Genomic DNA, 14,933 nt, shown 5'->3' on the forward strand with positions numbered 1-14,933 from the left:
TGTTGCTTTAATCATTGAAATGATTGCTAAAGCGACAGCCACTTTTTCTTGATTTTATAACGTATTTTTAGTATATTATCCTTATGCAGAAAAGGAGGATTTGGAATGTCGAAAGCTATTGTAGCCTTAGATTGTATGGGTGGAGACAATGCTCCGGGAGAGATTGTTAAAGGTGCTGTTTTAGCAGCTAATGAAAATAAAAACATTAATATAAAACTTGTAGGCAGAAAAGAAGATATTGAAAAAGAACTTACAAAGTACGATTACGACAGTAATCTTTTGGAAATTATAAATGCAACTGAAGTTATTGAAACAGGGGAACCACCTGTTGCTGCTATTAGAAGCAAGAAGGATTCATCCCTTGTAAAATGTATGTACATGGTTAAAAACGGTGAAGCAGATGCCATGGTATCTGCCGGAAGTACAGGAGCTAACCTTGTAGGCGGACATGTTATTATTGGAAGATTAAAAGGGGTAGAAAGACCACCTCTTGCACCACTTATTCCTACAAAGAAGGGTGTTTCACTTCTTATAGATTGTGGGGCGAATGTTGATGCGAGACCATCTCATTTAGTTCAGTTTGCCAAGATGGGTTCCGTGTACATGGAAAATATTGTAGGTATTAAGAATCCTAAAGTTGCCATTGTTAATATTGGTGCTGAAGAGGAAAAGGGGAATGCCTTAGTTAAGGAAACATACCCTCTTTTAAAGGAAATTAAGGATATTAATTTTGTGGGAAATATTGAAGCCAGGGATATTCCTGAAGGAAAAGCAGATGTAATTGTCTGCGATGCTTTTGTGGGAAACTGTATTTTGAAATTGTATGAAGGCGTGGCATCGGTACTTTTAAGCAAGATTAAAGGAACCTTAATGGCAAGTCTTAAAACAAAAATAGGAGCTCTTCTTATTAAGAAAGATTTGAAGAAGACACTTAAATCATTTTCCATTGAGGAATACGGCGGAGCACCTCTTTTAGGTCTTAAAGGACTCTTAGTAAAAACTCATGGAAGTTCAAAAGCAATAGAAATCAAAAATTCAATTCTGCAATGTGGAACATTTAAAGAAATGGATTTAAATAATAAATTTAAAGAGAAATTAAATTTAGAAAATAAATAGATTGAAAAGGAGAGTATAATGGAATTAGAAAGATTAATAAAGGCAGTGGCTGATGTTTTAGATTTAGACCCTGCAACAATAACAGCTGACAGTAAATTTGTTGATGATTTAGGAGCAGATTCATTAGATGTGCTGGAAATAGTAATGGGAATTGAAGAAGAATTCGGTATTCAGGTTCCTACAGATGAAGCACAGTCAATAGTTACAGTTGGTGATGCTTACGAAAAAATTAAGAAAGAACTTGAAAAATAAGCCCTAGAAATAGGGCTTAAAAAACGCAATAATTTAAGAGGATATATATGAATAGTGATTACGCCTTATTAGAAACAAAAATAGAATATGTTTTTAAGGATAAAGACCTGCTGCTTAACGCATTAACCCATACATCTTTTGCTAACGAACATAGAAGTAAGGGAATAAAGGACAACGAGAGGCTTGAGTTTTTAGGTGATGCCGTTTTAGAATTGGTGTCTAGTGAGTTTTTATTTAAAACCATGCCGGATATGCCGGAAGGGAATATGACGAAGCTAAGAGCAAGCCTTGTGTGTGAACCTACTTTGGCAAATGATGCGAGGGAAATTGGTCTTGAGGAATTTATTTATTTGGGAAAAGGTGAGGAAGAAACAGGTGGAAGAAAGAGAAATTCCATTGTTTCAGATGCCTTTGAAGCCCTTATAGGAAGCATATTTTTAGATGGTGGAATAGATAATGCTAGAGATTTTATAATTAAATTTGCTTTAAATGATATTGAAAATAAAAGATTATTTTATGACAGTAAAACAATTTTGCAGGAAAGAATTAATATTGCAAAGGTTGGTAAGCTTTCATATGAAATAACAGGTGAAACTGGGCCTGATCATAATAAAACCTATGAGGTGGCTGCGATGCTTGATGACAAAGTAATTGGCAGTGGCATGGGTCATACCAAAAAGGCGGCTGAACAGCAGGCGGCGTACAGTGCCTTGAAAAAATTTAGATAAGAGGGAACAACATGTATTTAAAAAGCATTGAAATACACGGATTTAAGTCTTTTGCAAATAAAATAAATTTTGAATTTCACAATGGGATTACAGGAATTGTAGGGCCAAACGGTTCAGGAAAAAGTAATGTTGCAGATGCCGTAAGATGGGTATTAGGGGAGCAGAAAACAAAACAGCTTAGAAGCTCGAAAATGGAAGATGTTATATTTGCAGGAACAGAAAACCGTAAACCTATGGGATATGCATATGTTGCCATAACATTTGATAACTCAGATCATAAATTAAATATAGATTACGACGAAGTTACAGTTTCAAGAAGATTATTCCGCTCCGGTGAAAGCGAATATATGATAAACGGAACTCAGGTGAGATTAAAAGACATCAATGAGTTGTTTTATGACACAGGTATTGGAAAAGAAGGTTATTCCATTATAGGTCAGGGACAGATTGACAAAATATTAAGTGGTAAGCCGGAGGAAAGAAGAGAACTTTTCGACGAAGCTGCAGGAATTGTTAAGTTTAAAAGAAGAAAAAATGAAGCTTTAAGAAAACTTGACGACCAGAACCAGAATCTTGTAAGAGTTTCAGATATTTTAGGGGAACTGGAAAGACAGGTGGTTCCTTTAGAAAAGCAATGTGAAAAGGCTAAAAGATATCTTTTATTGAAAGATGATTTAAAAGTAAACGATGTAAACATGTTTTTAATTGAATACAATGAGATTAAAAACAGATTAACACAGCTTGATGAAAAAATTAAAATCGCATCAGGCGACATGCAGGTGGCATCTGATGAGTTTGAAAAAATCAAGGCGGATTACACTAAACTTGAGAAAATTATTGAAGAAATTGACAATACAATTGAAACCAAAAAGGCTTCATTTAATGAAACTATATTGAATATTGAAAAGTTCGAGGGACAGATTAATGTTATCAGGGAGCAGATTAATTCAGCAAAAAATAACGAATCCTACATTAATCAGAGAATAGATTCCGTTAATGAGGAAATTAAACAGCAGGGAATTGAATTAGAAAATGCACAAAGGGAAAAGACGGAAAATGAGGGTAAGTTAAAGGAAGTCATTGCTTCCCAAACTGAAATAAATGAACAGATTGAGGAAAAAGGTCAGGGAATAAAGGAATTAGAGGAAAAAATTGAGAAGGACAAAGGAGAAATAATTGAACTTCTTAACGCCAAGGCTTTAATTAAAACAAAAATACAAAGATGTGATACCTTGTTAGAGCAGATTAACATAAGAAAATCACAACTTAACCAGAAACTTATTGAATTTAAAAGTCAGAGAGATGGTCAGGACAACGTTATTAAGGAGTTAGAACAGCAGCTTGAAAACGTTAAAAGTGACATAAAGAAAATAAATGATACTTTAAATAAATATAACAATGATTTGGCAGATTTGAGAGTGGAAAACAGCAGACTTTCAAAGGAATTGTCGGAAAACAATGAGAAGTATCATAAATTAAAATCAAATCTTGAAACTTTAAAGAACATTACCGAACGTTATGAGGGATATGGAAGCAGCATAAAGAAGGTAATGGAATTAAAGGAAGGCCGTAAAGGGATTATTGGTGTTGTAGCAGACATTATTAAGGTTGACAAAAAGTATGAAGTGGCTATAGAAACAGCATTAGGTGGAAATATTCAAAATATTGTCACTGATACGGAAACCACGGCTAAGGACACCATTGAGTATCTTAAAAAGAACAAATATGGACGTGCCACTTTCCTGCCTCTTAGCAGTATGAGCAACAAAACTAATTTCAATGCTCCTGATGCATTAGAGGAAAAGGGAGTGTTGGGGCTTGCCAGTGACTTAGTGGATATTAAGAAAGAATACGAAGGGGTAGCTAAATACCTTCTTGGAAGAGTTATGGTGGTGGACACCATTGACCATGCCATTTCCATTGAGAGAAAATACCGTTACACTGTTAGAATTGTTACCCTTGAAGGTGAATACCTAAATGTAGGTGGTTCGATTTCCGGTGGTGCCTTTAAAAACAACAGTAATCTTCTGGGACGAAGACGTGAAATAGACGAAATTCAAAAGAAGCTTGTTATATTAAAAGAAGAAAAAACAGGTCTGGATAAGGCTTTAACAGATAACAGAGGTGAAATAAGTGTTGTTTCAGAGGAAGTAAATAAAATTACATCAGGTTTACAGGAACAGCTTATTATTAAAAATACCATTGAGATTAATTTAAAGCAGGCAAAAGATAAGAAGGACAGCATAGCAAGGGAATATAAGGATTATACCAGTGAAAGCGATGATATTGCTGTTCAGATAAGCGACATCAATAAAAACAGTGTATCTCTTAATGATGAACTGACGGGAACAGAGGACAGAAGTAACCTGTTAGAAAAGGAAGTTGTAGAGAATACAAAGAAACTTAATTCTCTAAAAGAAGAATTGGCTCAGCAAAATGGTCTTTTAGAAGAAATAAATATTGAAATTGCAAACTATAAGCAAAAGCACGAATTTATTGTTGAGAAAATCAGTAATGCAGGTAAGGTTATTGAAGGCTTTAAGCAGGAAATAGAAGATATTAAAAATAATTCTAAGGAAAACAACAATGAAATAAGTGCCAGAACAGAAGCTATTGATAATCTTACTAAAGAAACTGAGAAGAGCCGTAAGCAGGTTGAACTCTTAAAGGAAGAAATTCAAAAGGCTAAAGATGAAAAGGATAAGCAAAGCCGTGAACACAAGGAATTTTTTGAAAAACGTGAACAACTTTCAGAGAGAATTTCAGCTTTAGATAAAGAAGTTTACAGACTAAGCAGCCAGAAAGAGGCATTAGAGGAAAAATCTGAAAACAAAGAGGCTTATATGTGGAATGAATATGAAATCACATACAGAAAAGCCTGTGAAATGAAGAATCCTGATTACAGTGATAAATCAGAGATAAGAGATAATATAGCCAACATAAGAAAAGAAATGAAATCATTAGGTGATGTAAACATTAATGCCATTGAAGAGTTTAAGGAAGTAAATGAGCGTTATCAGTTTATGAAAACCCAGCATGACGACCTTATGGAAGCTAAGGAAAATCTTCTTAAAATAATTGATGAACTTGAAGTGGGAATGAGAAAGCAGTTCAAGGAGAAATTTGAGGAGATTAAGATTGAATTTGATAAAGTATTTAAGGAGTTGTTCGGTGGTGGAAAAGGCACAATTGAGCTGACGGAAGCAGAGGATATTTTAGAGGCAGGAATTAATATTATTTCCCAGCCACCTGGAAAGAAACTCCAGAATATGATGCAGTTATCAGGTGGAGAAAAGGCACTTACAGCCATAAGTCTGTTGTTTGCCATCCAGAACCTGAAGCCTTCACCGTTTTGTCTTTTAGATGAAATAGAAGCAGCTCTTGATGGCTCTAATGTTGTAAGGTTTGCAGAGTATTTACATAAACTTACAAAAAATACTCAGTTTATTGTTATAACTCACAGACGTGGAACTATGAATTCAGCCGACAGATTATATGGTATAACAATGCAGGAAAAGGGTATTTCTGCATTAGTATCTGTAGATTTGTTAGAGAAGGATTTAACAAAATAACAGAAAGGAGACGCAAAAAGCGTATTAAATATGGCAGGAAAGTTTTTTGAAAAATTAGTTTCAGGACTTACAAAAACCAGAAACAATATTGTGTCAGGATTAAATTCCATTTTTACGGGATTTTCCAATATAGATGATGACTTTTATGAAGAGTTAGAGGAAACTCTTATTATGAGTGATATTGGAGTGAATACTACAGAAGAAATTCTTGATACATTAAAGGAACAGGTAAAAGAATTAAAAATTAAGGAGCCTATGGAATGTAAGGATTTGCTTATAAAAAACATAGAAGAGCAAATGGATATAGGGGAAAATGCATACGATTTTGAAAATCAGCGTTCCGTAATTTTAATGATTGGTGTAAACGGGGTGGGAAAAACCACTTCCATTGGAAAACTGGCAAGTCAGTTTAAGAAAAATAACAAAAAGGTAGTTTTGGCTGCCGCTGATACGTTTAGGGCGGCTGCTGCAGAACAGTTAAAAGAATGGGCTGACAGGGCAGGAGTTGACATTGTTTCAGGAAAGGAAGGCTCGGATCCGGGTTCTGTCTTGTTTGATGCCATATCATCAGCTAAAAATAAAGGTGCAGATATTCTTTTGTGCGATACAGCAGGAAGACTTCATAATAAGAAAAATCTTATGGAAGAATTAAAGAAGTTAGACAGAATCATTGAAAAAGAATATGGTGGATGCCATAGGGAAAACTTCATAGTTCTTGATGCCACAACAGGACAAAATGCCTTAGTACAGGCTAAGCAGTTTAAGGAATGTGCTGACATTACCGGTGTTATTCTTACAAAAATGGATGGAACTGCTAAGGGTGGAATAGCCATTGCCATTCAGGCGGAACTTGGCATACCTGTAAAATATATAGGTGTGGGAGAACAGATTGATGATTTACAGAAATTTGATGCACACGATTTTGTGGAAGCATTATTTAACGTACAGGAGTAATTTAGTCAGATAGAGGTATTGTTATGGAGAAAAAATTAACTTTAAGAAAATTTGAGGAAGCTAGTGAAATAGTAAAAAAAGTAACTATTAATACAAACTTAATTTACAGTGATTATTTCAGTGAACAGACAGGTAACCATGTGTATATTAAACCTGAAAACATGCAGTTTACAGGGGCTTACAAGGTAAGAGGTGCGTATTATAAAATCAGCACTCTTTCTGAAGAAGAAAGAGAGAGGGGTCTTATTACTGCATCAGCAGGAAATCATGCCCAGGGTGTAGCTTACGCAGCAAAAATATATGGAGCTAAGGCTACCATTGTAATGCCTACGGTAACTCCACTTATGAAAGTGAACAGAACCAAAAACTATGGTGCAGACGTGGTTTTATATGGTGATGTATACGATGATGCCTGCAAATATGCTTTAAATCTTGCATCAAAGCAAGGATATACATTTATTCCACCATTTGACGATTTGGATGTGGCAACAGGTCAGGGAACAATTGCCATGGAAATATTTAAAGAACTTCCAACAGTTGACTGTATTTTGGTTCCAATAGGAGGAGGCGGATTAGCAACAGGTGTAAGCACATTGGCTAAAATGCTTAATCCGAGAATTAAGGTTATTGGTGTGGAACCTGAACATGCAGCCTGTATGAAGGCAAGTCTTGAAGCAGGACATGTTGTTACATTAGATAGTGCCAATACCATTGCTGACGGTACTGCGGTAAAAACACCGGGAGAGATTATCTTTCCTTATATCCAGAAAAATATTGATGAAATTATTACAATTAAGGATGAAGAATTAATAGATGCATTTTTAGATATGGTTGAAAATCATAAGTTAGTTGCTGAAAATTCGGGACTTCTTACGGTAGCAGCTCTTAAACATCTGAAATTTAAGGACAAAAAGGTTGTTTCAATCATAAGTGGTGGTAACATGGACATAATCACAATGTCATCTACCCTTCAGCATGGATTAATCCAGCGTGGAAGAGTATTTAGTGTTTCCGTATTGCTTCCTGACAAGCCGGGCGAATTGGTTAAGGTGGCAAATGAAATTGCAAAGCAGCAAGGTAATGTAATTAAGTTAGAGCATAATCAGTTTGTTTCAGTAAACAGAAATGCAGCTGTTGAATTAAAGGTTACATTGGAATGCTTTGGACATGACCATAAGGAACAGATTCTTGAAGCCTTGAAAAAAACAGGTTATAATCCAAAGGAAGAAGCTCCAAATTTATAAAATAAAACAAAAACAAAGGTGTCAAGAAAAAATACTTGACACCTTTTGCTTTTTACTGTATTATACTCTAGGTGGTAAAATCAAATCATATAGAAAGGTATGTTTACGATGAAAGATGTATATAAAAGTTCTATGTTATATGATTTTTATGGCGAACTTCTTACGGAACATCAAAAGGAAATATATGAGGATTTTATATTAAATGACTATAGTCTTGGAGAGATTGCCCAGGAAAGGGGAATTTCAAGGCAGGGAGTTCACGACATGGTGAAACGCTGTGACAGGATATTAAACGGTTACGAGGAAAAGCTACACCTTGTAGAGAGATTTTCCAAGACTAAGGAAGATGTGAGAAGAATCTGTCAGTTAGCAGACAGTGATATAAATCAGAAAAATATTTCTGAAATAAAAATGATAGCTCAGGAAATATTAGATAATTATTAGGAGGTATGGCTTTGGCATTTGAAAGCTTATCCGATAAGTTACAGAATATATTTAAAAATTTAAGAAGTAAAGGCCGTCTCACGGAAGATGATGTAAAGGCTGCCTTAAAAGAAGTAAAAATTGCTTTATTAGAAGCAGATGTAAGCTTTAAGGTAGTAAAGGACTTTATTAAAAAGGTTCAGGAGAGAGCTGTAGGACAGGATGTTATGAGTTCTCTTACACCGGGACAGATGGTTATTAAGATTGTTAACGAAGAGCTGACAGCACTTATGGGTTCTGAAACTACGGAGCTTAAGCTTCTTCCTGATAACCAGATAACGGTTATTATGATGATGGGTCTTCAGGGTGCGGGTAAAACTACAACCACTGCCAAGATAGCCGGCAAGTTAAAGGCTAAAGGTAAAAGACCGCTGTTAGTTGCCTGTGATGTTTACCGTCCTGCAGCTATTGACCAGTTAAAAATTAACGGTGAGAAACAGCAGGTTCCTGTATTTGCCATGGGAGACAAACAAAAGCCTCTTAATATTGCAAAGGCAAGTATTGAACATGCCAAAAAGAATGGCAATAATGTAGTTATTTTAGATACGGCAGGACGTTTACATGTTGATGAGGACATGATGAATGAACTTGTGGAAATAAGAGACAATATTGATATTACACAGACTGTATTGGTTGTAGATGCCATGACAGGACAGGATGCTGTAAATGTAGCTAAGGAATTTAATGAAAAAATCGGTATTGACGGTATTATCGTTACTAAGTTAGACGGTGATACAAGAGGTGGTGCGGCATTATCAATTAAGGCAGTTACCGGAAAGCCGATTCTTTATATAGGTATGGGAGAGAAACTTTCAGATTTAGAACAGTTTCATCCCGACAGAATGGCTTCAAGAATCCTTGGTATGGGTGATGTGTTATCACTTATTGAAAAGGCTGAACAGGCTATAGATCAGGATAAGGCAAAAGAAATGGAACAAAGGCTTAGAAAGGCACAGTTTACATTTGATGATTATCTTGAATATATGGGACAGATTAAGAACATGGGTGGTTTGTCATCACTTATTAATATGATTCCCGGGGTAGGCGGTCAGATTAAGGACGACATGCTTCCTGATGAGAAACAGTTGGGAAAAATAGAAGCTATTATTTTTTCAATGACTAAAGAAGAAAGAGGAAATCCTGACCTGATTAATCCGTCAAGAAAAAGACGTATTGCCAATGGAGCAGGTGTAGACATTAGTGAAGTAAACAAACTGGTTAAGCAGTTTGAACAGGCAAGAAAAATGATGAAGAATATGCCTGGAATGATGGGGGGCAGGAAAAAACGAGGTGGATTTAAAATGCCTTTTGGCTTTTAGATATAATTGACTAATTATCAGATAAAATTTATGGAGGTAAAAAAATGGCAGTAAAAATTAGATTAAAGAGAATGGGAAAGAAGAGAAATCCTGTTTACAGAATAGTTGTTGCTGATTCAAGATCACCTAGAGATGGAAGATTCGTTGAAGAAATCGGAACATATGATCCAAATCAGGAACCAAGCTTAGTTACTGTAAATGAAGAAGCTGCAAAGAAATGGTTAGCTAACGGAGCACAGCCAACAGAAACAGTTGGAAAGCTTTTAAAGCAGGCCGGAATTGAAAAATAATTAATCGGAGGGCAGATTCATGAAAGAATTGGTAGAAACAATTGCAAAAGCACTTGTTGACTCTCCTGATGAAGTTGTAGTAACCCAGACAGAAAATGAAAGGGAAATTGTTATACAGTTACATGTTGCTTCAGATGATATGGGCAAGGTAATTGGAAAGCAGGGAAGAATTGCAAAGGCTATTCGTTCAGTAGTAAAGGCTGCATCTTCTAAATATGACAAGAAAGTTAAAGTAGAAATAGCAGAATAAAGTATTACTTTAATGCAAGTGCAACAAGGCTGGAGATTATTTCCAGCCTTGTTATTTCTATAGGTGATTTAAAAAAATACATGCATTATATCAAGGCGAGGAAAAGATGGAAAAATATTTAAGAGTTGGAGTTATAACATCTACCCATGGTGTTCATGGTGAAGTAAAAGTTTATCCTACAACAGATGACGTAAGAAGATTTGACTACTTAAAGGATGTAGTTTTAGATACAAAAAAAGGATATATGGAATTACAGGTTACAGGGGTAAAATATTTTAAAAACATGGTTATTTTGCGCTTTAAACAATTTGACAACGTAGACCAGGTTATTCCCTATAAAGGAATGGACTTACTTGTAACAAGGGAAAATGCAGTACCTCTTGAAGAAGGGGAATATTTTATAGTAGATATGGTAGGATGTAAAATCATTACTGATGAAGGGGAAGATTTCGGAGAGTTAGTGGATGTAATGCAAACAGGGGCAAACGACGTATATGTTGTCAAAACCCATGAAGGAAAAGAAGTGTTGCTTCCGGCCATAGATGAGTGTGTGTTGGAAAAAAATATTGAAAACAAGGTTATAAAAGTTCATATAATGAAAGGATTATTAGATTAATGAATTTTCACGTTTTGACATTGTTTCCTGAAATGATTGAACAGGGGGTAAATACAAGTATTACCGGAAGGGCAATTCAGAATAATCTTATTAGCGTAAATGCAATTAACATAAGAGATTTTGCAGGAAATAAATATGGTCAGGTAGACGATTATCCATATGGTGGCGGTGCCGGAATGGTTATGCAGCCGGGGCCTGTATATAGAAGCTACGAGTCTGTGGTGGAAAAAATTGGCTACGCTCCAAGAGTTCTTTACATGACACCTCAGGGAAAGGTTTTTAACCAGGGTATGGCTGAAGAATTCGCAAAGGAAAAGGATATTGTTTTTCTATGCGGTCATTATGAAGGAATTGATGAGCGGGTGCTGGAAATGATAGTTACAGATAACGTGTCCATTGGAGATTATGTACTTACGGGAGGGGAGCTTCCGTCTATGGTTATGATTGATGCCATATCAAGATTAGTTCCCGGAGTGCTTAACAATGAAGTTTCAGCGGAATTTGAATCTTTTAATGATAATCTGCTGGAGTATCCTCAGTATACAAGGCCGGCAAAGTTTATGGAAAAGGATGTTCCGCCTATTCTTTTGTCAGGAGACCATGGAAAGGTTGACAGGTGGAGAAGAAATCAATCCATTCTAAGAACAATGGAAAGAAGGCCGGACTTAATGGAAAAGGCTAAACTGGATAAGGAAGACCTCAAATTCATAAGAACCATGGAAAAATAATACTTGCAAAAAAAGACAAGTTATGTTAAGATAACAAATGCTGTATAAAAGTAATAAAAGATGGTCCTCTGTTACCGGTCTGGTATTAAGAACATCGGAATAAATGAGGAGGATATTATGCAGGAATTAATCAAAGAAATTGAAGCAGCTCAGATTAAGGAAGTTACAGATTTTAACGTAGGTGATACTATTAAGGTTCACGCTAAGATCGTGGAAGGAAACCGTGAAAGAATTCAGGTTTTTGAAGGTCTTGTTATTAAGAAACAGGGTGGAAGCAACAGAGCAACATTTACTGTAAGAAAGAACTCAAATGGTATCGGTGTTGAAAGAACATGGCCACTTTACTCACCATCAATCGCTAACATCGAAGTTGTTAGAAGAGGTAAAGTTAGAAGAGCTAAACTTAACTACATCAGAAGCAGAGTTGGTAAAGCTGCTAAGGTTAAAGAATTAGTTAAATAATAATGACTACTTTCAAAAGGAGCGGGTTTTACTCGTTCCTTTTTTCGTCATTTAAAACAGGGAGATTGTAATGGATTATCAGTGGTATCCGGGGCATATGACTAAGGCTATGCGCCAGATGAAAGAAGATATAAAACTTATAGATTTAGTTATAGGATTATTAGATGCAAGAATTCCCATTAGCAGTAGAAATCCTGACATAGATAATTTGGGAAAAAATAAGGCAAGACTTGTTTTGCTTAACAAATCAGATTTAGCTGATGAAGCACAGAACAATAAATGGATACAGTATTTCAAGGATAAGGGAATTATTGCCTTAAAAATTAATTCAAAAAATAAACAGGGAATTAAAGATATAAACAATGCGGTTTTAACTGTATGTAAAGAAAAAATAGAACGGGATAAAAGAAAAGGTATAAAAAACAGACCTGTAAGGGCTATGGTAGTTGGAATACCTAATGTGGGAAAATCTACATTTATTAATGCATATGCAGGTAAAAATTGTGCCAAAACAGGAAACAAGCCGGGAGTAACCAAGGGAAAGCAGTGGATTAGGCTTGGTAAGAACTTAGAACTGTTAGACACACCGGGAGTGTTGTGGCCTAAGTTTGATGACCAGAAAATTGGATTGCACCTTGCTTTTATCGGTTCAATGAATGATAATAATCTTGATATGGCAGAACTGGCTTATCAGCTTATCAAGGAAGTCTCAAAAACATATCCGGAGGCATTTCTTAACAGATATGGTATAGTGGGAGATGAAGACCCTTTACAGGTAATGTATCAGGTAGCGGAAGTCAGAGGATGCAAGTTAAAGGGTAACAAACCTGATCTTGATAAAACATCATCTATGATTATGGATGATTTTAGAAGTGGAAAGTTAGGCAGAATAACTATTGACTGCTTGAATTAGAGGAATAAAATGCAAAGTATTAACGAGATAAAAGAGATACTTAAAAACACAGATGTAACAGCCCTAAGTGAATTTATAAAGCATTATAATACTGATGAAAGAAGCGGTGTTAAAAAGCTGGTACTTAAGGCAGAAAAAGAAATAGAGGCTTATAATAAGGAAGTTGCCAGAACCGAAAATCTGAAATTTTTTGAAAATAAGTATAGTGATTATAATTATATTTGTGGAATTGATGAGGTGGGAAGAGGTCCTCTTGCGGGTCCGGTAGTTGCCGGAGCGGTTATATTGCCAAAGGATTGTGATATTTTGTATATTAATGATTCCAAAAAGCTTACGGCATCCAAAAGAGAGGAATTATTTCAGATAATAATGGAAAAGGCAGTAAGTGCCAAAACGGCTTTGGTAAGCCCTCAGTATATAGATAAAGTAAACATTTTGCAGGCAACATATGAGGCTATGAGAAAAGCCATTGCAACTTTAAATGTGCAGCCTGATATTTTGTTAAATGATGCAGTAAATATCCCTTTGGTTAATATTAAACAGGTTCCTATTATAAAAGGAGATGCCAAAAGCATTTCCATAGGGGCTGCAAGTATTATTGCAAAGGTTACAAGGGATGCAATGATGGTGGAATATGACAAAATATATCCGGAATATGATTTCGCATCTAATAAGGGATATGGCTCTGCAAAGCATATAGAAGCCCTGAAGAAATATGGTCCATGTCCAATTCACAGAAGGTCATTTATACATAATTTTATATAACATAAAGGGGATACATGAACAAACGTAATATTGGCAGTCTGTATGAGGAAAAGGCAGTAGAATATCTTAAAAATAATGGCTTTACGGTTATTGTTAAAAATTTCAGATGCCCTAAGGGTGAGATTGATATTATAGCCATAAAAGAAGATATATTGCGGTTTATTGAGGTAAAATACAGAAAAAATACTGAATACGGATATGCAAAAGAGGCAGTAAATAAGACAAAAATGAATAAAATATATAATTCGGCAATGTGGTTTATTACCTGTAATCCGGTATATTCAGACACCCAGTGCAGTTTTGATGTAATAAGTATTCAGGGTGATAATATTGAGTATATTTTTAACAGTTTTAATTCATTTTAATAGATGAGGTATAAATGAAAAATATAGTTATTTTAAATAAAGAAAACAGAAATAGTACAAGGATTAACTTTAAAGATAATGTTCCTTATATATCTTACAGGGCTCTTGCTGATATTAAGTGGCTTAAAAACGGATTTTCAACCAGACTTGGAGGGGTAAGCGAGGGAGTTCTTTCTACCATGAATTTAGGCTTTGGAAGAAATGATTTGCCGGAAAATGTTGTAAAGAACCATGAAATTATTGCAAATGCCATTGGATTTAATCCTGAAAATATCGTGGCAAGTAAGCAGACTCACACAACAAATGTAAAAATAGTGTCAAAAAAAGATTGTGGCAAAGGTATTTACAGGGAACGGGATTATGATGATGTAGATGGAATGATAACCAATGAAAAGGGAATTGTATTGGCAACATATTTTGCAGACTGTGTTCCTTTGTATATGGTAGATACTAAAAATAAAGCCATAGGGCTTAGTCATTCAGGATGGAGAGGAACTGTAGGAAAAATAGGAAAGGTTACTTTGGATTTAATGAAAGAAACTTACGGAACCAATCCTAAGGATGTAATAGCCTGCATCGGACCTTCAATATGCAGAGACTGCTACGAAGTAAGTGAAGATGTGGCAACTGAATTTGAAGCCGCTTTTAAGGGTAGGGAAAAAGATATTTTAATTAATAAAGGTAATGGTAAATATCAGTTGGATTTGTGGGAATGTAATTATATAATATTTAAGGAATGTGGTGTATACGAAGAAAACATACATATGCCGGATATTTGTACATGTCACAACATGGAAATGATGTTTTCCCACAGGGCAACACAAGGCAGAAGAGGAAATCTTGCTGCATTTTTAAGTATAGATAAATGATAAACAG

At 35.3% G+C, this 14,933-nt stretch carries 17 protein-coding genes; all 17 read left to right on the plus strand.

What is annotated here, in order from left to right:
- Positions 1–105: 105 nt before the first annotated feature.
- The 17 genes from plsX to pgeF all read left to right on the plus strand — a co-directional run bounded on the left by plsX (position 106) and on the right by pgeF (position 14,926).
- Entirely contained in the window at positions 106–1,116 is a 1,011-nt protein-coding gene (plsX, locus tag H8S00_RS08270; protein ID WP_118588645.1) for a phosphate acyltransferase PlsX, read from the plus strand.
- Between the two features lie 18 nt (positions 1,117–1,134).
- The gene (gene acpP / locus H8S00_RS08275; protein ID WP_021953114.1) at positions 1,135–1,368 is read left to right on the plus strand and encodes an acyl carrier protein; all 234 of its coding nucleotides are present in this window, start codon (positions 1,135–1,137) and stop codon (positions 1,366–1,368) included.
- Between the two features lie 47 nt (positions 1,369–1,415).
- On the plus strand, positions 1,416–2,096 hold the full coding sequence (rnc, locus tag H8S00_RS08280; RefSeq protein ID WP_021953113.1) for a ribonuclease III: 681 nt from the start codon (positions 1,416–1,418) through the stop codon (positions 2,094–2,096).
- 11 nt (positions 2,097–2,107) lie between these two features.
- Entirely contained in the window at positions 2,108–5,668 is a 3,561-nt protein-coding gene (smc, locus tag H8S00_RS08285) for a chromosome segregation protein SMC (RefSeq protein ID WP_118588644.1), read from the plus strand.
- 30 nt (positions 5,669–5,698) lie between these two features.
- Positions 5,699–6,622: a signal recognition particle-docking protein FtsY gene (gene ftsY / locus H8S00_RS08290; RefSeq protein ID WP_118588643.1), complete on the plus strand. Its 924-nt coding sequence runs from the start codon at positions 5,699–5,701 to the stop codon at positions 6,620–6,622.
- A 23-nt stretch (positions 6,623–6,645) separates the two neighbouring features.
- Positions 6,646–7,866, plus strand: coding sequence for a threonine ammonia-lyase (ilvA, locus tag H8S00_RS08295; protein WP_021953110.1), 1,221 nt, complete (start codon positions 6,646–6,648; stop codon positions 7,864–7,866).
- A gap of 108 nt (positions 7,867–7,974) precedes the next feature.
- Positions 7,975–8,310 (plus strand): YlxM family DNA-binding protein, encoded by a 336-nt coding sequence (gene ylxM, locus H8S00_RS08300; protein ID WP_021953109.1) that lies wholly within the window; start codon positions 7,975–7,977, stop codon positions 8,308–8,310.
- Positions 8,311–8,321: 11 nt separating this feature from the next.
- The gene (ffh, locus tag H8S00_RS08305; RefSeq protein ID WP_118588642.1) at positions 8,322–9,668 is read left to right on the plus strand and encodes a signal recognition particle protein; all 1,347 of its coding nucleotides are present in this window, start codon (positions 8,322–8,324) and stop codon (positions 9,666–9,668) included.
- A gap of 44 nt (positions 9,669–9,712) precedes the next feature.
- Entirely contained in the window at positions 9,713–9,958 is a 246-nt protein-coding gene (gene rpsP / locus H8S00_RS08310) for a 30S ribosomal protein S16 (protein WP_021953107.1), read from the plus strand.
- Between the two features lie 19 nt (positions 9,959–9,977).
- Positions 9,978–10,208 (plus strand): KH domain-containing protein, encoded by a 231-nt coding sequence (locus tag H8S00_RS08315; RefSeq protein ID WP_021953106.1) that lies wholly within the window; start codon positions 9,978–9,980, stop codon positions 10,206–10,208.
- A 106-nt stretch (positions 10,209–10,314) separates the two neighbouring features.
- Positions 10,315–10,824 (plus strand): ribosome maturation factor RimM, encoded by a 510-nt coding sequence (gene rimM / locus H8S00_RS08320; protein WP_118588641.1) that lies wholly within the window; start codon positions 10,315–10,317, stop codon positions 10,822–10,824.
- A complete protein-coding gene (gene trmD, locus H8S00_RS08325; RefSeq protein ID WP_118588640.1) occupies positions 10,824–11,552 on the plus strand; it encodes a tRNA (guanosine(37)-N1)-methyltransferase TrmD in 729 nt (242 codons plus the stop codon). Before rimM ends, trmD begins: the two co-directional genes overlap by 1 nt.
- Positions 11,553–11,669: 117 nt before the next feature.
- Positions 11,670–12,014 (plus strand): 50S ribosomal protein L19, encoded by a 345-nt coding sequence (gene rplS / locus H8S00_RS08330; RefSeq protein ID WP_021953103.1) that lies wholly within the window; start codon positions 11,670–11,672, stop codon positions 12,012–12,014.
- Between the two features lie 70 nt (positions 12,015–12,084).
- Positions 12,085–12,927, plus strand: a complete 843-nt coding sequence (gene ylqF, locus H8S00_RS08335; protein ID WP_186840389.1) for a ribosome biogenesis GTPase YlqF — start codon at positions 12,085–12,087, stop codon at positions 12,925–12,927.
- A gap of 9 nt (positions 12,928–12,936) precedes the next feature.
- Positions 12,937–13,692, plus strand: coding sequence for a ribonuclease HII (rnhB, locus tag H8S00_RS08340; RefSeq protein WP_118588639.1), 756 nt, complete (start codon positions 12,937–12,939; stop codon positions 13,690–13,692).
- Between the two features lie 14 nt (positions 13,693–13,706).
- Positions 13,707–14,057 carry a YraN family protein gene (locus H8S00_RS08345; RefSeq protein ID WP_021953100.1) on the plus strand — a complete coding sequence of 117 codons (351 nt, stop codon included), beginning with the start codon at positions 13,707–13,709 and terminating at the stop codon, positions 14,055–14,057.
- A gap of 14 nt (positions 14,058–14,071) precedes the next feature.
- Positions 14,072–14,926, plus strand: a complete 855-nt coding sequence (gene pgeF, locus H8S00_RS08350) for a peptidoglycan editing factor PgeF (RefSeq protein ID WP_118588638.1) — start codon at positions 14,072–14,074, stop codon at positions 14,924–14,926.
- Positions 14,927–14,933: the final 7 nt, after the last annotated feature.

Origin of the sequence: Eubacterium segne, assembly GCF_014287775.1 — a bacterium.
In the GTDB taxonomy this organism is placed as follows: domain Bacteria; phylum Bacillota; class Clostridia; order Lachnospirales; family Lachnospiraceae; genus Eubacterium_G; species Eubacterium_G segne.

Bases quoted from the DNA above. Each gene is read 5' to 3' on its own strand.
- ftsY (WP_118588643.1), top strand. From the start codon at position 5,699: ATGGCAGGAAAGTTTTTTGAAAAATTAGTTTCAGGACTTACAAAAACC.
- pgeF (WP_118588638.1), top strand. From the start codon at position 14,072: ATGAAAAATATAGTTATTTTAAATAAAGAAAACAGAAATAGTACAAGG.
- smc (WP_118588644.1), top strand. From the start codon at position 2,108: ATGTATTTAAAAAGCATTGAAATACACGGATTTAAGTCTTTTGCAAAT.
- rplS (WP_021953103.1), top strand. From the start codon at position 11,670: ATGCAGGAATTAATCAAAGAAATTGAAGCAGCTCAGATTAAGGAAGTT.
- rnc (WP_021953113.1), top strand. From the start codon at position 1,416: ATGAATAGTGATTACGCCTTATTAGAAACAAAAATAGAATATGTTTTT.
- trmD (WP_118588640.1), top strand. From the start codon at position 10,824: ATGAATTTTCACGTTTTGACATTGTTTCCTGAAATGATTGAACAGGGG.
- H8S00_RS08315 (WP_021953106.1), top strand. From the start codon at position 9,978: ATGAAAGAATTGGTAGAAACAATTGCAAAAGCACTTGTTGACTCTCCT.
- acpP (WP_021953114.1), top strand. From the start codon at position 1,135: ATGGAATTAGAAAGATTAATAAAGGCAGTGGCTGATGTTTTAGATTTA.
- rimM (WP_118588641.1), top strand. From the start codon at position 10,315: ATGGAAAAATATTTAAGAGTTGGAGTTATAACATCTACCCATGGTGTT.
- H8S00_RS08345 (WP_021953100.1), top strand. From the start codon at position 13,707: ATGAACAAACGTAATATTGGCAGTCTGTATGAGGAAAAGGCAGTAGAA.
- rnhB (WP_118588639.1), top strand. From the start codon at position 12,937: ATGCAAAGTATTAACGAGATAAAAGAGATACTTAAAAACACAGATGTA.
- ilvA (WP_021953110.1), top strand. From the start codon at position 6,646: ATGGAGAAAAAATTAACTTTAAGAAAATTTGAGGAAGCTAGTGAAATA.
- plsX (WP_118588645.1), top strand. From the start codon at position 106: ATGTCGAAAGCTATTGTAGCCTTAGATTGTATGGGTGGAGACAATGCT.
- rpsP (WP_021953107.1), top strand. From the start codon at position 9,713: ATGGCAGTAAAAATTAGATTAAAGAGAATGGGAAAGAAGAGAAATCCT.
- ylxM (WP_021953109.1), top strand. From the start codon at position 7,975: ATGAAAGATGTATATAAAAGTTCTATGTTATATGATTTTTATGGCGAA.
- ylqF (WP_186840389.1), top strand. From the start codon at position 12,085: ATGGATTATCAGTGGTATCCGGGGCATATGACTAAGGCTATGCGCCAG.